The sequence below is a fragment of the Bradyrhizobium sp. AS23.2 genome, from assembly GCF_001908185.1.
Classification (GTDB): Bacteria; Pseudomonadota; Alphaproteobacteria; order Rhizobiales; family Xanthobacteraceae; genus Bradyrhizobium.
The window spans coordinates 1-16,381 of sequence record NZ_LGHM01000217.1 but is presented as its reverse complement, the minus strand read 5'-3'; the positions used below and the strand labels follow the sequence as shown (position 1 = coordinate 16,381).

General features: G+C 64.8%; 13 protein-coding genes and 1 riboswitch. Of the genes, 5 read left to right on the top strand and 8 right to left on the bottom strand.

Features of this window, described 5'->3' with window-relative positions; genetic code table 11:
• Positions 1-118 precede the first annotated feature (118 nt).
• A complete protein-coding gene (locus AC630_RS37305) occupies positions 119-730 on the bottom strand; it encodes a gamma-glutamylcyclotransferase (protein WP_074123372.1) in 612 nt (203 codons plus the stop codon).
• 110 nt (positions 731-840) lie between these two features.
• Between AC630_RS37305 and AC630_RS37300 the strand changes: the two genes are divergently transcribed.
• Positions 841-2,025, top strand: a complete 1,185-nt coding sequence (locus AC630_RS37300; RefSeq protein WP_074123369.1) for a DUF2125 domain-containing protein — start codon at positions 841-843, stop codon at positions 2,023-2,025.
• A 106-nt stretch (positions 2,026-2,131) separates the two neighbouring features.
• Here AC630_RS37300 and AC630_RS37295 read toward each other — a convergent pair whose 3' ends face one another.
• The 3 genes from AC630_RS37295 to AC630_RS37285 are packed head-to-tail and all read right to left on the bottom strand — an operon-like array spanning position 2,132 to position 5,043.
• Positions 2,132-3,067, bottom strand: coding sequence for a prephenate/arogenate dehydrogenase family protein (locus AC630_RS37295; RefSeq protein ID WP_074123368.1), 936 nt, complete (start codon positions 3,065-3,067; stop codon positions 2,132-2,134).
• Positions 3,064-4,161 (bottom strand): histidinol-phosphate transaminase, encoded by a 1,098-nt coding sequence (gene hisC, locus AC630_RS37290; protein WP_074123371.1) that lies wholly within the window; start codon positions 4,159-4,161, stop codon positions 3,064-3,066. The genes AC630_RS37295 and hisC overlap by 4 nt, the downstream gene beginning before the upstream one ends.
• A 33-nt stretch (positions 4,162-4,194) precedes the next feature.
• On the bottom strand, positions 4,195-5,043 hold the full coding sequence (locus AC630_RS37285; RefSeq protein WP_074123367.1) for a chorismate mutase: 849 nt from the start codon (positions 5,041-5,043) through the stop codon (positions 4,195-4,197).
• Positions 5,044-5,248: 205 nt separating this feature from the next.
• A riboswitch (SAM riboswitch) is annotated at positions 5,249-5,329 on the top strand.
• A gap of 90 nt (positions 5,330-5,419) precedes the next feature.
• Between AC630_RS37285 and metX the strand changes: the two genes are divergently transcribed.
• The gene (gene metX, locus AC630_RS37280; protein ID WP_074123370.1) at positions 5,420-6,622 is read left to right on the top strand and encodes a homoserine O-acetyltransferase MetX; all 1,203 of its coding nucleotides are present in this window, start codon (positions 5,420-5,422) and stop codon (positions 6,620-6,622) included.
• A gap of 2 nt (positions 6,623-6,624) precedes the next feature.
• On the top strand, positions 6,625-7,287 hold the full coding sequence (metW, locus tag AC630_RS37275) for a methionine biosynthesis protein MetW (protein WP_074123366.1): 663 nt from the start codon (positions 6,625-6,627) through the stop codon (positions 7,285-7,287).
• Between the two features lie 133 nt (positions 7,288-7,420).
• On the opposite strand, the gene AC630_RS37270 is transcribed toward metW, so the two are convergent.
• Positions 7,421-8,284: an alpha/beta fold hydrolase gene (locus AC630_RS37270; protein ID WP_074123365.1), complete on the bottom strand. Its 864-nt coding sequence runs from the start codon at positions 8,282-8,284 to the stop codon at positions 7,421-7,423.
• A gap of 216 nt (positions 8,285-8,500) precedes the next feature.
• Here AC630_RS37270 and AC630_RS37265 point away from each other — a divergent pair, with 216 nt between their 5' ends.
• Positions 8,501-9,160: a TIGR02594 family protein gene (locus tag AC630_RS37265; protein WP_074123364.1), complete on the top strand. Its 660-nt coding sequence runs from the start codon at positions 8,501-8,503 to the stop codon at positions 9,158-9,160.
• 300 nt (positions 9,161-9,460) lie between these two features.
• Here AC630_RS37265 and AC630_RS37260 read toward each other — a convergent pair whose 3' ends face one another.
• Entirely contained in the window at positions 9,461-10,249 is a 789-nt protein-coding gene (locus AC630_RS37260) for an MOSC domain-containing protein (protein ID WP_074123363.1), read from the bottom strand.
• Between the two features lie 241 nt (positions 10,250-10,490).
• On the opposite strand from AC630_RS37260, the gene clpB reads away from it, so the two are divergent.
• Positions 10,491-13,130: an ATP-dependent chaperone ClpB gene (gene clpB, locus AC630_RS37255; RefSeq protein ID WP_074123362.1), complete on the top strand. Its 2,640-nt coding sequence runs from the start codon at positions 10,491-10,493 to the stop codon at positions 13,128-13,130.
• A gap of 74 nt (positions 13,131-13,204) precedes the next feature.
• On the opposite strand, the gene AC630_RS37250 is transcribed toward clpB, so the two are convergent.
• Together AC630_RS37250 and AC630_RS37245 are read right to left on the bottom strand one after the other, a co-directional pair.
• Positions 13,205-13,477 (bottom strand): hypothetical protein, encoded by a 273-nt coding sequence (locus AC630_RS37250; RefSeq protein ID WP_074123361.1) that lies wholly within the window; start codon positions 13,475-13,477, stop codon positions 13,205-13,207.
• Between the two features lie 128 nt (positions 13,478-13,605).
• Positions 13,606-15,669: a M23 family metallopeptidase gene (locus AC630_RS37245; RefSeq protein WP_074123360.1), complete on the bottom strand. Its 2,064-nt coding sequence runs from the start codon at positions 15,667-15,669 to the stop codon at positions 13,606-13,608.
• Between the last annotated feature and the right edge of the window lie 712 nt (positions 15,670-16,381).

Here is a 16,381-nt window from a genome sequence, read left to right as displayed (position 1 = left end):
TATGCTCCGTCGGAGAGCTAGAGCATGATCCGGAAAAGTGTGAAGCGGTTTTCCGAAAAGATCATGCTCAAACAATAATCTAAAGCGCGATGACGGTTCATCGCAATCTCATCGCGCTTTAGCGGTTCTCTCGATCTTCTGCCGGGGCCGGCGCGTGCAGGGAATGCGCATCACCATGCAGCATCGTCGCGAGCTGATGCAGCTGCGCATCGCGAAAGCCTTCGGCCTCGATCGCCTTCACCGTCGCCGTCACGTAATCGCGGTTGGCGCCGGACTGGCCGTGGCCCTGGATGACATGGCGGTGCTGATCAGTGAGCGAAAGCCGGCCGGCATACTGCGCATGGCCGCGGTCGACGACATAGGCGAGCGCGGAGACGCGCTGCCGCGCGTCGTTCTCCAGCCACACCGAGCGCATGACCTCGCGATAGACCGACGTCACCTGCTCGCGCTCCCGCAAATAGGTGACCACATCAGCGCGGCTCTTCTCGGCGACGCGGAAGGCGATGCCACGGCAGGCGCCGCCGCGGTCGAGCCCGAGCACCAGGCCCGGCTTCTCCGGCGTGCCGCGATGCACGAAGGAATAGACGCAGAGCGCGCGATGTTCGCCGACCAGCCGCGCCGGAACGCGTTCCTCGAATTCGAAGCCCGGCCGCCACATCAGCGAGCCGTAGCCGAACACCCAGAGGTCGCCCTTGGCAGTGGTGACGGAGGGGAGGTTGATTTCCGACATGTCGGGCACGGCTACCAGAACCGTGCGCCCAAGCGAAGCGAATTCTCCGCCTTTCGTCGCAGGCCGGCCTCGCTTACATTTGCCAAAATCTGGGATCAAAGGGTCGCCGCATGTCCGATATGACCGTTACCGCAGGCCGGCGCTCCCGTTGGGGCCTTTTCATTGCACCCGTTCTCCTCCTGATCCTCGCAGCTGCGTGGAGCGGCTTCTGGTTCTATGCCGCCTCGCAGGCCGAGGTCGCCGCCGACGCCTGGCGCGCGCAGGAGGCCAAATCCGGCCGCATCTATGATTGCGCCAAGCGCTCGATCGCCGGCTTCCCGTTCCGCTTCGAGGTCCAGTGTACCGGCGCCAGCGTTGCCCTGGTGTCGCAGAACGCGAGCAAGACGCCGTTCACGGCCAAGCTGGACAACATCCTGGTCGTCGCCCAGGTCTATGACCCCAAGCTCGTCATCGCCGAATTCTCCGCGCCCGCGACGCTGATCGACGGCGTCACGCAAAACACCTTCGTGGTGAACTGGAGCAAGGGCCGCAGCAGCGTGGTCGGCCTGCCAGCCGTGCCGGAACGCGCCTCCATCGTGTTCGACGATCCCGGCATCAACCGTCTCGACGGCAGCGTGCAGGTGCCGCTCGCGCGCGCCAAGCAGGTCGAGCTGCACGGGCGCCTTGCGGACGGATCGCCCTCCGACCATCCGATCATCGAGACCGTGCTCCACGTCGCGCAAGGCAGCATCCAGGGCGTTCATCCGCTGCTGGCCGAGCCGTTCGAGGCGGACACGCGCGCGAAGATCACCGGCCTCTCCGACCTCACGCCAAAGCCCTGGCCGCAGCGCTTCCGCGAGCTCCAGGCCGCCGGCGGTCATATCGAGATCGTGCAGTCGCGGATTCAGCAGGGCGAGATGATCGCGGTCGCTGCCGGCACGCTCGGACTCTCGGCCAATGGCCGACTAGACGGCGAATTGCAGATGACGGTGACGGGCCTCGAGCGGGTGATCCCGGCGCTCGGCATCGAGAAGATGCTGGAGGAGGGCGTGCCGCAGGCGACGCTCGATCGCGTCGCGCCCGGCGTGAAGTCGCAGGATCTCAACAATCTGTTCGGCGCGCTCGACCGCGCCGTTCCCGGCCTCGGCAAGGTCATCAAGCAGAACGCCAATGCCGGCGTTGCCGCCGGCATCAACTCGATCGGCACCGAGAGCACGCTCGAGGGCAAGAAGGCGCGCAGCTTTCCGCTGAAGTTCGCCGACGGCGCCGTGATGCTCGGCCCGATCAAGGTCGGCCAGATCCCGCCGCTGTACTGATTGCCCGCGTCATTGCGAGGAGCGAAGCGAGACAATCCAGACTGTTTCCTCGGAGAGAGCCTGGATTGCTACGCTTCGCTCGCAATGACGAGGAAGAAGAGGCGGCCTACGGCTTCTTCAGCGCCTCGTGCGGCCGGCCGAAGTCCGGCGCGGCTGAATCCTGGCCGATCTCGACGATGCCGCGGCGGATGGCGCGGGTGCGGGTGAAATGGTCGAACAGTGCCTCGCCGTCGCCACGACGGATCGCGCGGGTGAGCTTTGCGAGATCTTCGGTGAAGGTGCCGAGCATCTCCAGCACGGCTTCCTTGTTGGCGAGGAACACGTCGCGCCACATCGTCGGGTCGGACGCGGCGATGCGGGTGAAGTCGCGGAAGCCGCCGGCCGAGAACTTGATCACTTCGGATTCCGTCACCTGCGCCAGCTCGTCGGCAGTGCCGACAATGGTGTAGGCGATCAGATGCGGCAGGTGGCTGGTGATCGCGAGCACGAGATCATGATGATCCGGCGTCATGACCTCGACCTTGGCGCCCATCGCCGCCCAGAAGGCGCGCAAGTGCGCGACGGCGGATGCGTCGGTGCCTTCAGGCGGGGTGAGGATGCACCAGCGGTTGATGAAGAGCTCGGCGAAGCCGGAGTCAGGCCCCGAATGCTCCGTGCCCGCGACCGGATGCGCCGGCACGAAATGGATGTTCTTCGGCAGATGCGGCGCCATGTCCCTGACGATCGCGCCCTTGACCGAGCCGACGTCGGACACGATGGCGCCGGGCTTCAGATGCGGCGCGATCTCCTGCGCCACCGGCCCGCAGGCGCCGACCGGAATGCAGAGGATGACGAGATCGGCGTCCTTCACGGCTTCCGCATTGGTCGCCACGACCTGGTCGACGATGCCGAGCTCGAGCACCCGCGCGCGCGTCTTCTCCGAGCGTGCGGTGGTCACGATCTCGCCGGCCAGGCCCTGGAGCTTCGCAGCGCGTGCGATCGAGCCGCCGATCAGGCCGAAGCCGATCAGCGCGACGCGCTGGAAGTGCGGTGTGACGCTCATTTGCCGGCCATGAAGTCGCGCAGGCCGTCGACGACGAGGCGGTTGGCCTCCTCGGTGCCGATGGTCATGCGCAGCGAATGCGGCAGGCCGTAGTTCTTCAGCGCGCGCAGCACGAGGCCACGCTTGGTGAGGTAGGCATCGGCCTCGTCCGAGGTCTTGCCCCTCTCGGTCGGGAAGTGGATCAGCACGAAATTGGCGACGCTCGGCGTCACCTTCAGTCCGAGCTTGCCGATCTCCTCGGTCAGCCAGTTGCGCCAGGTCTCGGTGAACTGCTTCGACATCGCCAGGTGCGCGGTGTCCTCGATCGCGGCGACGGCGGCGTACATCGCCGGCGTCGATACGTTGAAGGGACCGCGGATGCGGTTGACGGCGTCGATGATGTGCTCGGGGCCGAACATCCAGCCGATGCGCAGTGCCGCCAGGCCGTGGATCTTGGAGAAGGTGTGCGTCACCACCGTGTTCTCGGTGGTGGCGACCAGCTCGATCCCCATCTCGTAGTCGTTGCGCGAGACGTAGTCGGAATAGGCGGCATCGAGCACCAGCAGCACGTGCGACGGCAGGCCGGCGCGCAGGCGCTTGACCTCGTCGAACGGCACATAGGTGCCGGTCGGATTGTTGGGATTGGCGAGCCAGACCAGTTTTGTGCGCGGCGTCACAGCCTTGAGGATGGCGTCGACATCGCAGGTCAGGTTCGTCTCCGCCGCGACGACGTTCTTGGCGCCGACCGCCATGGTCGCGATCGGGTAGACCAGGAAGCCGTGCGTGGTCGAGATCGCCTCGTCGCCATGGCTGAGATAGGTGTGGGCGAGCAGATTGAGGATCTCGTCCGAGCCGGCGCCGCAGATGATGCGCCTGGGATCGAGCCCGAAAGAACGGCCGATCGCTTCACGCAGCACGCGCGAGGTCCCTTCCGGATAATCTTCCAGATGCGTCGCCACGTTCTTGAAGGCCTCGATCGCCTTGGGCGAGGGCCCGAACGGCGTCTCGTTGGCCGAGAGCTTGAACACCTTGCGGCCCGGCTCCGGAACCGGACTCTTGCCGGGCGTGTAGGGCGCAATATCGAGAATGCCGGGATTCGGCACGGGGCGGGACATCTTCAACTCCGGATAGGCTGGGCTGCTCGTGACTTACGATTTCGACCCGGTCGGGGGCACCGTATAGCGCGTTGCGTGGCTGCCGACGAGGGCCGTGGAGCGCACCGAGGCCCCCGCTTCGATCAGGGCAGCCTTGATTTTGTCGATGCTGGTCGCGCTCGTGACCGAGACCAGCAGCGCCGCGCCATCGAAGGCGGTATCGGGCACCGCCACGATCTCGGCGAGCGGCGACAGGGTGCGCGCGACCTCGGCGTTCCACCCCGACACGCGCACGCTGAAGGTCTCGACCTCCGTCACCAGGGCGCTGTCGGCGACGCGCGAGACCGCGAACACGGGCATCGCCGCCGGATGGTCGGCGCGCTCGACGAAGGGCAGCCGCGCGATGATCTTCGGTGCACCCGTCGCTTCCAGTGACAGCCACCACGGCGTACGGCTCGAGGTTGCCGAGACCAGCGCCAGATCGCCCTTGGATTTCGCCACCGCCTCGACCGCCGCCTGCGCGCTGAAATGCGCGACGTAGGGCACCGTGAAGCCGAAATGGAAACGCGCGGAATCGCGCATGGCCGGCTCGCTCACTGAGATGTCGGCATGCACGGAGAACGGGGCCTGGACGTAGGTGAAGGTCGAGATGATGACGCGCCAGATGCTCTCGACCGTGTCGAGCGGCAGGATGCCGCGATGACGCTGCACGAGGTCACGCATCATGGCGGCCTCGCGTGCCGGGCGGAACGCCGAGCCGACCTCCTGGGTCTGCTTCACCTGGATCAGGCGGTCGATGATGTCGCCGCGCTGCATCAGCAGGCGGTGCATGCCCTCGTCGATCGCGTCGATCTCCTTGCGCAATTCCTGGAGCGATGGTGGCGCGGGCGGACGTTGGGACATATCTGACAAGGGCCGTTGAGAGGCGTTCCAATGCGGGGCGGCCAAGTCGATTGGTAAAGCCGGATCCGCTGCGGTTAACGTCTTGATTAGGCAGGATGGGCGGCGAAAGCAAAGAGAAATGACAGTCTTTTCTGCTGATGTGACAGGGACGAATTTGGTTAATTCGGACCGCGACTTGACGAAAATTGCCCAAGCCAGTAGGTTTTGCCTGTCCCGTGGTCATTTGAGCCGGCCGGCTTGCAGCCACGTTAAAAAAACTCGCTAAACAGGCCGGGGACGCATCCGATCCCGGCCGAACCTATCGTTCAGGCCGGGTTTTTCATGGCCTGATGTCAATGCGGTCGAGAGTCTGATCGCAAACGAGGTCGATGGTCAGATGGTTGGCGTCAAAGCGATTCCCAGTCCCGCGATCAGTGCCGACGATCGGTCGCATGAGGTCGATCATCCGAGCTCCGAGGTCGCGCATTTCGGCGCCGACCAGCCGCTGCGGCTCGATTGCGGCGTCGATCTCACCCCGTTCCAGATCGCATACCAGACCTATGGCGAGCTCAACGCCGCGCGCTCCAACGCCGTACTGATCTGCCATGCGCTGACCGGCGACCAGCACGTTGCAAACGTGCATCCGGTCACCGGCAAGTCCGGTTGGTGGGAGACCCTCGTCGGTCCCGGCCGGCCGCTTGATCCTCAACACTACTTCATCATCTGCGCCAACGTCATCGGCGGCTGCATGGGCTCGACCGGGCCGGCCTCGATCAATCCAGCAACCGGCAAGGTGTGGGGCCTGGATTTCCCCGTCATCACCATCCCGGACATGGTGCGCGCGCAGGCGATGCTGATCGACCGGCTCGGCATCGATACGCTGTTCGCCGTGGTCGGAGGCTCGATGGGCGGCATGCAGGTGCTGCAATGGACCGCCGCCTATCCCAAGCGCGTCTTCTCCGCGCTGGCGATCGCCTGCGCGACGCGGCACTCGGCGCAGAACATCGCCTTTCACGAGCTCGGCCGCCAGGCCGTGATGGCCGATCCCGACTGGCGCAATGGCGGCTATGCCGATCACGGCATCCATCCGCATCGCGGCCTCGCGGTGGCGCGGATGGCGGCACACATCACCTATCTCTCTGACGCCGCGCTGCATCGAAAATTCGGCCGGCGCATGCAGGACCGCGAGCTGCCGACCTTCTCGTTCGACGCCGACTTCCAGGTCGAGAGCTATCTGCGCTACCAGGGCTCGTCCTTCGTCGAGCGGTTCGATGCCAACTCCTATCTCTATCTGACCCGTGCGATGGACTACTTCGACATCGCCGCCGACCATGGCGGCGCGCTGGCCAAGGCGTTCGCTGGAATCCAGACCCGCTTCTGCGTGGTCTCCTTCACCAGCGACTGGCTGTTCCCGACCTCGGAATCGCGCGCGCTGGTGCATGCGCTGAATGCGTCGAGCGCGCGGGTGTCGTTCGCCGAGATCGAGACCGATCGCGGCCATGACGCCTTCCTGCTCGACGTGCCCGAATTCTTCGACATCTCGCGCGCCTTCCTGCAATCGGCGGGCAAGGCGCGCGGGCTCACCGGCAAGGACGGCTAGCGATGTCTGTACAGGAAGTGCTGCCGCTGGGCGGCCTTGCGACGGAGCAGGCCGGCCATTTCCGCGCCGACCATTTGCTTGTCGCCGAGATGGTCAAGCCGGGCTCGAGAGTGCTCGACGTCGGCTGCGGCGAGGGCGATCTGCTCCAGCTCCTGGAGACCCGCGGCATCGACGGCCGTGGCATCGAGCTGTCGCGCGAGGGCGTCAATCGCTGCGTCGCCAAGGGCCTCGCGGTGGTGCAGGGCGATGCTGACACCGACCTCGTCAATTATCCGGACGATGCCTTCGACTACGTGATCCTGTCGCAGACGCTGCAGGCGACGCGGCAGCCGAAGGTGGTGCTGGAGAACCTGCTGCGTATCGGTCACCGCGCCATCGTCTCGTTCCCGAATTTCGGCTTCTGGAAGATGCGGCTCCAGCTCCTGATCGGCGGGCACATGCCGCGCACCGAGAATTTGCCGGCGACCTGGTACGACACCGCCAACATCCATTTCTGCACCATCAAGGATTTCGTCGAGCTCTGCGACGCCATCCACGTCAAGATGGAGCGCGCCGAGGCGCTGGACCTCTATGGTCGTCCGCTGCGCCTGCGGCTGCCGTGGTGGGTCTGGAATATGTTTGGCGAGCAGGGTGTGTTTTTGCTCAGCCGCGGGCAGGGGAAGTAGCTCGTTCGTCATTCCGGGGCGCGCGAAGCGCGAGCTATGATGCGCAATTGCGCATCAGAGAATCCATCGTGCTACAGCGTTTGCCGTGCAATGGATTCCGGGCCTGCGCCTTCGGCGCATCCCGGAATGACGGCTAATGTCCCGCCAACGATCGCGGATCGCGCACCGTCCATCGTCCCGCTTCCACCAGCGTCACGAACCGCTCCACCGTTTCGTTGAACAGCGCGGGCTCTTCGAGATTGAGCACGTGGCCTGACTTCGGAAACATCGCGAGGCCCGCCGCGGGCAGATGCTTCTTCAGGAACAGGCTCGGGCCGACGCACGGATCATCCTCGTCGCCGCAGATGATCAGCGCCGGCGTTGCGACAGCCCTGATCACATCCGTCATCGTGTAGATCGAGGGGCGGCCGCCCTGGAAGCCGCGCATCGTATTCGCCGACCCCTTGGCGTCGTGCCGCGCCAGCGCGGCGTAGAAATCGGCGTGTCCGCGCGGGTCCTTCACCAGGAAGGGAATCCGGCTCGGTGCCTCGCGCGTGACTTTTGCGACCTCGATCGAGCCGAGCGTCTCGAATTGCTCCGCATTGGCACGGCACTGCTTGCGCCAATTGTCGAGATTCTCGATCTCCGAGCCGGAGCCGACGCCGGCCAGCGTCATCGACAACGCGCGCTGCGGCGCGTTCAATCCGATCTGGAGCGACGAGTAGGCACCCATCGACAAGCCGACGAGATGCGCGCGATCGATCTTGAGGTGATCGAGCACGGCGAGCGCGTCGGTGTAGAAGTGCGCGTAGGTGTAGACCTCGCCATCAGGCACGTCCGATGGCGTGTAGCCGCGCGCGGAATAGGTGATGCAACGATGCCCGCGCGAAAAATAGCGCATCTGCGGCTCCCAATTGGTGTAGTCGGCCGCGAACTCGTGCAGAAAAATAATCGGCGTTCCTTGACCCGCTTCTTCGAAATAGATGCGGACGTCGTCCCTGGTTGTGGCGTGGGGCATTAACCATTTCCCTCTCTTCAAGCCGTAGTGAGAGGATTGCAGTTAACGCTGTTGTCCGCAATGCGGCAGCATCAGACCAGCACCGACACAAATTCATCGCAGCAATTCCCGGAGCGCGGCGTCTTTTTCTCGCCACATCGGGCGGCTTAACGGCCCGACGGATGTCGGCCAGTGCACGGGCCGATTGGAAGTGGGGGTGTTAACGAAGGATGAAGTATGTTTGAGTTGTTTGCGTCTCGCCTGTCGCGTTGTGTTGTCGCGCTGGCGCTCTTCTTCGCGGCGATCGCCGCGTTCTCGTCTCCGGCCTCAGCGCGTCCTCATCGTCATAGCGCACAGCGGCACGCTCACGTGCACCACGCCAGCAGACATCATCATTACCGGCACTATGCGCGCAGCTCGCGCTTCGAGCGCAGCGCGGCGCAGTTGCAGGCAAGCGAATTCGCCAACGCCCAGGCCAGCTACAATCCGAACGCCAACAGCGGCGATATGGCCAATAACGGAATGGCATCGAGCGGCGGCTTCGGCGGCGGATCGAGCCTCGTGTCCGAGGCGCGACGCTATCTCGGCGGCAATCCAACCGGACGCGGCAGTCTGTGGTGCGCGCGCTTCATGAACATGGTGCTGCAGCACACCGGCCATCAGGGCACGGGATCCGACATGGCGAGCTCGTTCGCGCGGTACGGCACACGCGTCTCCGGCCCGCAGGTCGGCGCCATCGCGGTCATGTCGCGCGGCCGCCGCGGCGGCCATGTCGGCATCATCACGGGAGTGGACGCGCAAGGGAATCCGATCATGATCTCCGGCAATAGCGGCAATCGTGTTCGCGAGGCGCCGGTCTCGCGCGGCCGGATCTATGCCTATGTGATGCCGAACTGAGGTGACGCACTCGCAGGGTGGGCAAAGGCGCGTTCGCGCCGTGCCCACCAACGGTGGGTCAACTTTCGAAAACCGGAATGGTGGGCACGCTTCCGCCTTCGCTCTTCGAGCTACGGCGGACAAGTCGCTTCCCCACCCTACGGCAGCTTAGCCTCGTCATTGCGAGCGGAGCGAAGCAATCCAGACTGCCTCAACGGATAGATATCTGGATTGCTTCGTCGCGGAGTTTATCATCGGGCCCGCCGGAGGCGGGACCCGTTGGCTCCTCGCAATGACGGAGTGCGTTGCGCCAGTGCGCCGTCACACCAATTGTGGTTCTACTACTGCGATCGCATCACCCACGCCGATCTCGCCGTCGGCGATGACCTCGGCATAGATGCCGCAATCCATGTGACCGAGGTTGCGTGAGAGCGTGGGCGGGATTTCGAGATCGCGCGCGGCGGTCTGGGGGTCGACGTTGGTGGCCGCGCAGCGGACGATGCGCTTGACCACTTTCAGCCGGGCCTGCCCGATCGCGAGCGTCTGGCCGACGAGATCGAGCTCGGACCAGGCCGGCCAGCCCTGGACGTAGAGATTGGCGCGGAAGCGCAGGGGATGCACGGCGGCGCCGCCGAGCATGGTCTCGATCGCGCGGACGCTGCCGAGATTGATGATGGAGACGACCTTGCGGGCGACGTCGGAAAAGCTGTGGTCGCGGCCGGACAGCAGTTTGGGCGCGCCCTTCAGCTCGGGCTGAAAGTTTTCGGTGAAGTAGCTCTCGATGGCCGCGCGCCCGGCGGCGGTCTCGAGATCGCCGCTGGCAACGACCTCGCCGTCCTTGCGGATCGTCAGGCGATTGGTCGCGTCCTCGAACCGGCTGTCGAGGGCTGCGAGCCGCTCATTGCGCATCAGCATCAAAAATTGGGTCTTGGGCATCCACGCCGGCGCCTCGGGATCGAACCCGCTCGGGCCGTTCTCGATGGCGTAGCGGCGGTCGGCGGGCAGGGTCTGGCCGGTCCGCAAGGGGACGCGGGGCAGGGGCTCCGGCGTCAGGCCCTTGATCGGGTAGCGGTAGAGGCCGGTGATCTCGGCGGTCTGGCTGGCTGTCATGCCGCTACTTTAGGGATTCGACCGTGACCCGCCAAGCAGGCGGATCAGCGCACGAAATTGTGAACTCGCCTCTTCCGATCTAAGGGCACGCTTCCCACATCTGGATCAGGTCGGCGCCAGCGCCGGCTGATAATGACCGCTGCCTGTTGACGAACGTCAACGCGGCCAGCGGAAACCCAATGAAGATGCCGTTTGGAGTGCCTTAGAGGGCTCCAGGGGCAGGCCGAGGGAAAGAAAAGACATGAATATCGACAAATATACCGAACGCTCCAGGGGCTTCATCCAGTCCGCACAGTCGCTTGCTGTGCGCGAGGGGCACCAGCAGTTTTCGACTCTGCACGTCCTGAAGGTGCTGCTGGACGACAATGAGGGGCTGGCTGCCGGTCTGATCGACCGTGCGGGCGGCAATTCCCGTGCAATTCTGAAGGCGACCGAGGACGCCCTCAATAAGGTGCCGAAGGTCTCCGGCGGCGGCGCCGGACAGATCTATCTGGCGCCTGAGCTTGCCCGCACCTTCGACGCGGCCGAAAAGGCCGGCGAGAAGGCTGGCGACAGTTTCGTCACCGTCGAGCGGCTTCTGCTCGGCCTCACGCTGGAGAAGACCAGCGAGGCTGGCGCGATCCTGGCCAAGGGCGGCGTCACCCCGCAGAATCTCAATGCCGCGATCGAGGCGCTGCGCAAGGGCCGGACGGCTGACTCGGCGACCGCCGAGAACGCCTATGACGCGCTGAAGAAATATGCCCGCGACCTCACCCAGGCTGCGCGCGACGGCAAGCTCGACCCGGTCATCGGCCGCGACGAGGAAATCCGCCGCACGATCCAGGTGCTGTCGCGCCGGACCAAGAACAATCCCGTCCTGATCGGTGAGCCCGGCGTCGGCAAGACCGCCATCGCCGAGGGCCTCGCGCTGCGCATCGTCAATGGCGACGTGCCCGAGAGCCTCAAGGACAAGAAGCTGCTTTCGCTCGATCTCGGTGCGCTGATTGCCGGCGCAAAATACCGCGGTGAATTCGAGGAGCGGCTCAAGGCCGTGCTCCAGGAGGTCACCGCGAGCGACGGCAACTTCATCCTGTTCATCGACGAGATGCACACGCTGATCGGCGCCGGCAAGGGCGACGGCGCGATGGATGCCTCCAACCTGCTGAAGCCGGCGCTTGCCCGCGGCGAGCTGCACTGCATCGGCGCCACCACGCTCGACGAGTATCAGAAGCACGTCGAGAAGGATGCGGCACTGGCGCGGCGCTTCCAGCCGATCTTCGTCAGCGAGCCTTCGGTCGAGGACACCATCTCGATCCTGCGCGGACTGAAGGACAAGTACGAGCAGCATCACGGCGTGCGGATCACCGATTCCGCGCTCGTGGCGGCCACGACGCTGTCCAACCGCTACATCACCGACCGCTTCCTGCCGGACAAGGCGATCGACCTCATGGATGAGGCCGCGGCCCGGCTGAAGATGCAGGTCGATTCCAAGCCGGAAGAGCTGGATTCGCTCGACCGCGAGATCATCCGGCTCAAGATCGAGCAGGAAGCTCTCAAGAAGGAAAGCGATCTCGGCTCCAAGACCCGTCTCGAACTGCTCGAGAAGGAGCTCGCCGAGCTCGAGGAGAAGTCTGCAGCGCTGACGTCGCGCTGGAGCGCGGAGAAGAACAAGCTCTCCAACGCCCAGAAGCTGAAGTCCGAGCTCGATGCCTTGCGTGTCGATCTCGCCAACGCTCAACGTCGCGGCGAATTCCAGCGCGCCGGCGAGCTGGCCTATGGCCGGATCCCGGAGCTCGAGAAGAAGCTCGCGGACATCGAGGCGCGTGAAGGCTCCGGCGAGATGATGGAAGAGGCGGTCACCGCCAATCACATCGCGCAGGTTGTTTCGCGCTGGACCGGCGTGCCCGTCGACAAGATGCTGGAAGGCGAGAAAGAGAAGCTTCTCAAGATGGAGGAGCAGCTCGGACAGCGCGTCGTCGGCCAGAGCGAGGCGGTGCGTGCGGTTGCGACCGCCGTGCGCCGCTCGCGCGCAGGGCTGCAGGACCCGAACCGGCCGACCGGCTCGTTCATGTTCTTGGGCCCCACCGGCGTCGGCAAGACCGAGCTGACGAAAGCTCTCGCGGAGTACCTCTTCAACGACGAGACCGCGATGGTCCGCCTCGACATGTCCGAGTTCATGGAGAAGCATTCGGTCTCGCGGCTGATCGGCGCGCCTCCGGGTTATGTCGGTTATGACGAGGGTGGTGCGCTCACCGAAGCGGTGCGGCGCCGTCCTTACCAGGTGGTGCTGTTCGACGAGATCGAGAAGGCGCATCCGGATGTTTTCAACGTCCTGTTGCAAGTGCTCGACGACGGCCGCCTGACCGATGGCCAGGGCCGTACCGTCGATTTCCGCAACACGCTGATCATCATGACCTCGAACCTCGGCTCGGAGTTTCTGGTGAATCAACCGGAGGGCGAAGACACTTCAGCCGTGCGCGAGCAGGTGATGGGAACGGTGCGGGCGCATTTCCGTCCCGAGTTCCTGAACCGCGTCGACGAGATCATCCTGTTCCACCGCTTGCAGAAGAGCGAGATGGGCCGGATCGTCGAGATCCAGTTCGCACGGCTGCAGAAGCTTTTGACCGATCGCAAGATCGTGCTCACGCTCGATGCGGCGGGACGCGACTGGCTCGCGGCCAAGGGCTGGGATCCCGCGTACGGTGCAAGGCCGCTTAAGCGCGTGATCCAGCGTCACCTCCAGGATCCGCTCGCCGAGATGATCCTGGCCGGCGACGTCAGGGACGGGGATACGGTTGCGATCTCTGCCGCAGGCAACGTGCTGACGTTCAACGGCAAGGCGCCGCAGACTGCGGAAATCGCCACGTTCGAGGCGCCGGCGCCGAAGCGCAAGCTGAACTGATCGCGGGCGCTCGCCGCTCAACAAGATCGCCCCGGAGAGGTCGTTCTCTCCGGGGCGAATTGTTTTGGTCAGGCCTATTGGCTAGCCGACTGGGGAGACGGAGCCGGGGAGGCCGGCCCTTCCTCGTCCCCGTCCTGTTCGAGCTCCGACAGAATGTCCACGAGCTCGCGCACCCGGCCATGCGCGAGCGGACGGAGATCGTTGATCAAGGGCTCGTCATTGGCGAGCCAGGCCTGGGCTTCGGCGAGTTCCTCGACGGTCGCGCCGGTTCCGATGATCTGTGCAATCGTGACGTCGTCGGCTCCGCTGACGGCCTTGGTGACGTCGTCGCGTGAGAGGTGCGGCATGGCGGGTCCTCCTCTGGCTCAACGGCTTAAGACGGGTCGCGCGGGTCAATCGAGACGCCGCCGATCAGTTCCGTAAAGCTTGGAGGTGGGGAGGGGATCTGGCCAGGAAAGGTCAGATTCCGAAGAAATTACCGGTTGCTGACCTGCAACGGCCCGCCGGTGGCGTCCGACATGCGGGCGATGGCGCCGTTGCGGCCGCTCATCATGCCGTCGAGCCGATCGCGTTCCTTCTCGAAGCCGGCGAGCATCGAACCTTCCAGCGAACGGCCGCGCGGCAGTTTCACGCGCATCGGGTCGACGAAGCGGCCGTTGACCAGGATTTCGTAGTGAACGTGGGGGCCGGTCGACTGGCCGGTCGAACCGACGAAGCCGATGACCTGGCCCTGCCGCACCTTCTTGCCCGGCTCCATGCCCTTGGCGAAAGCCGACATGTGGCCGTAGGCGGTCTCGTAGCCGTTGTTGTGCTTGATGCGGATATATTTGCCGTAGCCGCCCTCGAGCTGAGCTTTCTCGATCACGCCGTTGCCGGCGGAGAAGATCGGCGTGCCGTAGGTGGTGGCCCAGTCGACGCCGGTGTGCATCTTCACATAGCCAAGGATCGGATGGCGGCGGCCGCCGAAGCCGGAGCGCATGATGGCGCTGTTGACGGGCTTGCGCACCAGGAACTTCTTCGCGCTCTTGCCGGTCTCGTCATAGTAGTCGACGACGCCGTCGTCGGCGCTCTGGAAGCGATAGTATTTCTTGGTCTCGCCGCCGACCGTCAGCGAGGCGAACAGCACCTCGTTCTTTTCGGCCGAGGTCACGCCCTCGTCCTCGCCGGCGTAGAAAACGTCGAAGGAATCGCCCGGCTGCACCTTGCGCTGGAAATCGACGTCGTAGGAGTAGATCTTGATCATGTCGTCGATCACCGGCATCGGCACTTTGTTGCGCATCGCGGTCTCGTAGATGCTCTGGTAGAGCCGCACGCCGGAGCCGTCGTCATCGTCATCGTCGTCGCTGTTGGCATTGGCCGCGGCGTCGGCGACGGTGTTCATGCTGGACACGTCGACCGCGACGTATTTGCCGAGATCTGACAGCGCCGCGATCGCCTCGACCATGGTGTCGTTGGCGACGACGACGCGGTAGGGCTGCAGCCGCGCGCCGGGGCTTGCGGGCGCCATCAGGATGCGAAGCTTCTCGCCTTCCTTCAGGCCGCCGTCGCGGCCGCGCGGGCCGAGCGTTGCGGCGATCGCCTTGATCTCCTCCGGCGTGGCGCCGAGATCGCGCAGGACGGAAGCGACGCTGTCGCCCTTCCTGACCATGTGGACGCGTTCGCCGTTCGGATTACCGCCGGTGATCTGCTCCTTGGTCTTCGGCAGCAGCGTGACGTTTTCCGGCACCACGCGCGTCTCGAAGCCGGCATAGGGATCGGACGGCGACACCTCGGTGGCGTAGGCCATCTTGATGTCGGACGAACCGGTCGCGCCGGAGACGTCGGCGGTGGCATTGGCGAGCGAGGCGTAGCGCACCCCGCCATTGCCACGCCAGTTGGCGGCGTCGCGCACCCGCATCAGGATGTCGTCGAGCGCCACCACCGCGGAAATCTTGGCCTTCGGCAGCACCGGCGACAGGTCCTTGGTGACGAAGGAGACCTCGGCGTCGGGTTCGACGGCTTCCGGATTGTTGGGGTCGTCCGATGCGGTCTTCGGATCGGAGCCGACGTCGGTCAGCATGCGCTGGGCGTTGAACGGCGGAACCTTCGCCGACAGATCGCTCGTCGTCATCGACAGATTGCCGGCGATCCGGACGAAGGGACGCACCCGCATCACGTCGCGGTTGCCGACGCGCGTCACGGTGGAGACGCGCACCATGTTGCGCGAGGCGGTGGATTCGTTCGGCGGCGGCAGCCGGTCGGCCTTGTGCAGCGTGACGGCGCGATCGGCTGCGCCGAACGCACCACGCAGCGCGCCTTCGACGCGCTCCGGCACCTTGGCGAAGGTCATCTCGCCGTCGAGCGACGCGAAAACGGCGCCGCCGATCAGGGCCGCGCCGCAGAGTCCGGTCAGAATTGTCCCGCTGAACCATTGTACCGAGACGCGACGGCGATCGATGACGGCGGCCTCAGAACCATCGACGGAAAGCGGCGGCTCGTGGCCGAGATCGATGATCCCGGTCTCACGCCCGTAAGCGCCGCGTGACGTCCTGTGGCTCAACCCAAGTCCCCCAATCAACGACCCAAGATGCCCGTTTTCAAACCCTTCCTGGCCGCCCTCTTGAAGGGGTGATCGCCGGAAAAGGCAAGCCGCATAGGCGTCCGCGCTCAGATAGCCCCGACGGAGGGCTGGCCGAAATTACGAACAGCTAGGCAGGTGAAGGTCTCTCGATGTCTCTCGAATGTCCGAAGAAGGTCGCATCATCGTAAGATCGCCTCCCTCTGACCCCATGAAAATCGCCGGCAGCCCCCGCTGGCATCCCCGCGATTCAAGCTTGTCTCTTATCAGAACGCCGCGGGATTGTGGCTCTAGTACGGCGCCTAATCTGGAAAAAGTTTCCTGAACGGTTAGGCGCACGGGCCCGCCCTGGAGGGGCGCGGCGAGCCCCGCCTCCGGAGCCCCTCCGAAGCCTCTCCGAAGCTCACTGGGGCGCGAACTTTTTTTTGAGATTTTTACGGCGCGGCTTCGGTCTATTGGTTCCATGGGGCTTCTAACCAGCTGGAAACACGGGAATTTTTCTGACGTCCCGCCGTGCGACGTTTTGTTGACAATGGGCGTTGACAATCCAGATCGGCGGGGACTATAACCCGACCACTGAGCGCGGCGCCGCCGGGTCATTGACCAGGGCGAGCGAACGCGCCGCTGATGCTCCTCACCTTGTTGAGTGAACGCAACAACTGACACCAGTCGGTTGGGTTCATTCTTCGTCGGT

Excerpts from the sequence above, each read along its gene's own strand:
- AC630_RS37305 (WP_074123372.1), bottom strand. The coding sequence starts at position 730 with ATGTCGGAAATCAACCTCCCCTCCGTCACCACTGCCAAGGGCGACCTC.
- AC630_RS37260 (WP_074123363.1), bottom strand. The coding sequence starts at position 10,249 with ATGACAGCCAGCCAGACCGCCGAGATCACCGGCCTCTACCGCTACCCG.
- AC630_RS37265 (WP_074123364.1), top strand. The coding sequence starts at position 8,501 with ATGTTTGAGTTGTTTGCGTCTCGCCTGTCGCGTTGTGTTGTCGCGCTG.
- AC630_RS37300 (WP_074123369.1), top strand. The coding sequence starts at position 841 with ATGTCCGATATGACCGTTACCGCAGGCCGGCGCTCCCGTTGGGGCCTT.
- AC630_RS37295 (WP_074123368.1), bottom strand. The coding sequence starts at position 3,067 with ATGAGCGTCACACCGCACTTCCAGCGCGTCGCGCTGATCGGCTTCGGC.
- hisC (WP_074123371.1), bottom strand. The coding sequence starts at position 4,161 with ATGTCCCGCCCCGTGCCGAATCCCGGCATTCTCGATATTGCGCCCTAC.
- AC630_RS37270 (WP_074123365.1), bottom strand. The coding sequence starts at position 8,284 with ATGCCCCACGCCACAACCAGGGACGACGTCCGCATCTATTTCGAAGAA.
- AC630_RS37250 (WP_074123361.1), bottom strand. The coding sequence starts at position 13,477 with ATGCCGCACCTCTCACGCGACGACGTCACCAAGGCCGTCAGCGGAGCC.
- clpB (WP_074123362.1), top strand. The coding sequence starts at position 10,491 with ATGAATATCGACAAATATACCGAACGCTCCAGGGGCTTCATCCAGTCC.
- metX (WP_074123370.1), top strand. The coding sequence starts at position 5,420 with ATGGTTGGCGTCAAAGCGATTCCCAGTCCCGCGATCAGTGCCGACGAT.
- AC630_RS37285 (WP_074123367.1), bottom strand. The coding sequence starts at position 5,043 with ATGTCCCAACGTCCGCCCGCGCCACCATCGCTCCAGGAATTGCGCAAG.
- metW (WP_074123366.1), top strand. The coding sequence starts at position 6,625 with ATGTCTGTACAGGAAGTGCTGCCGCTGGGCGGCCTTGCGACGGAGCAG.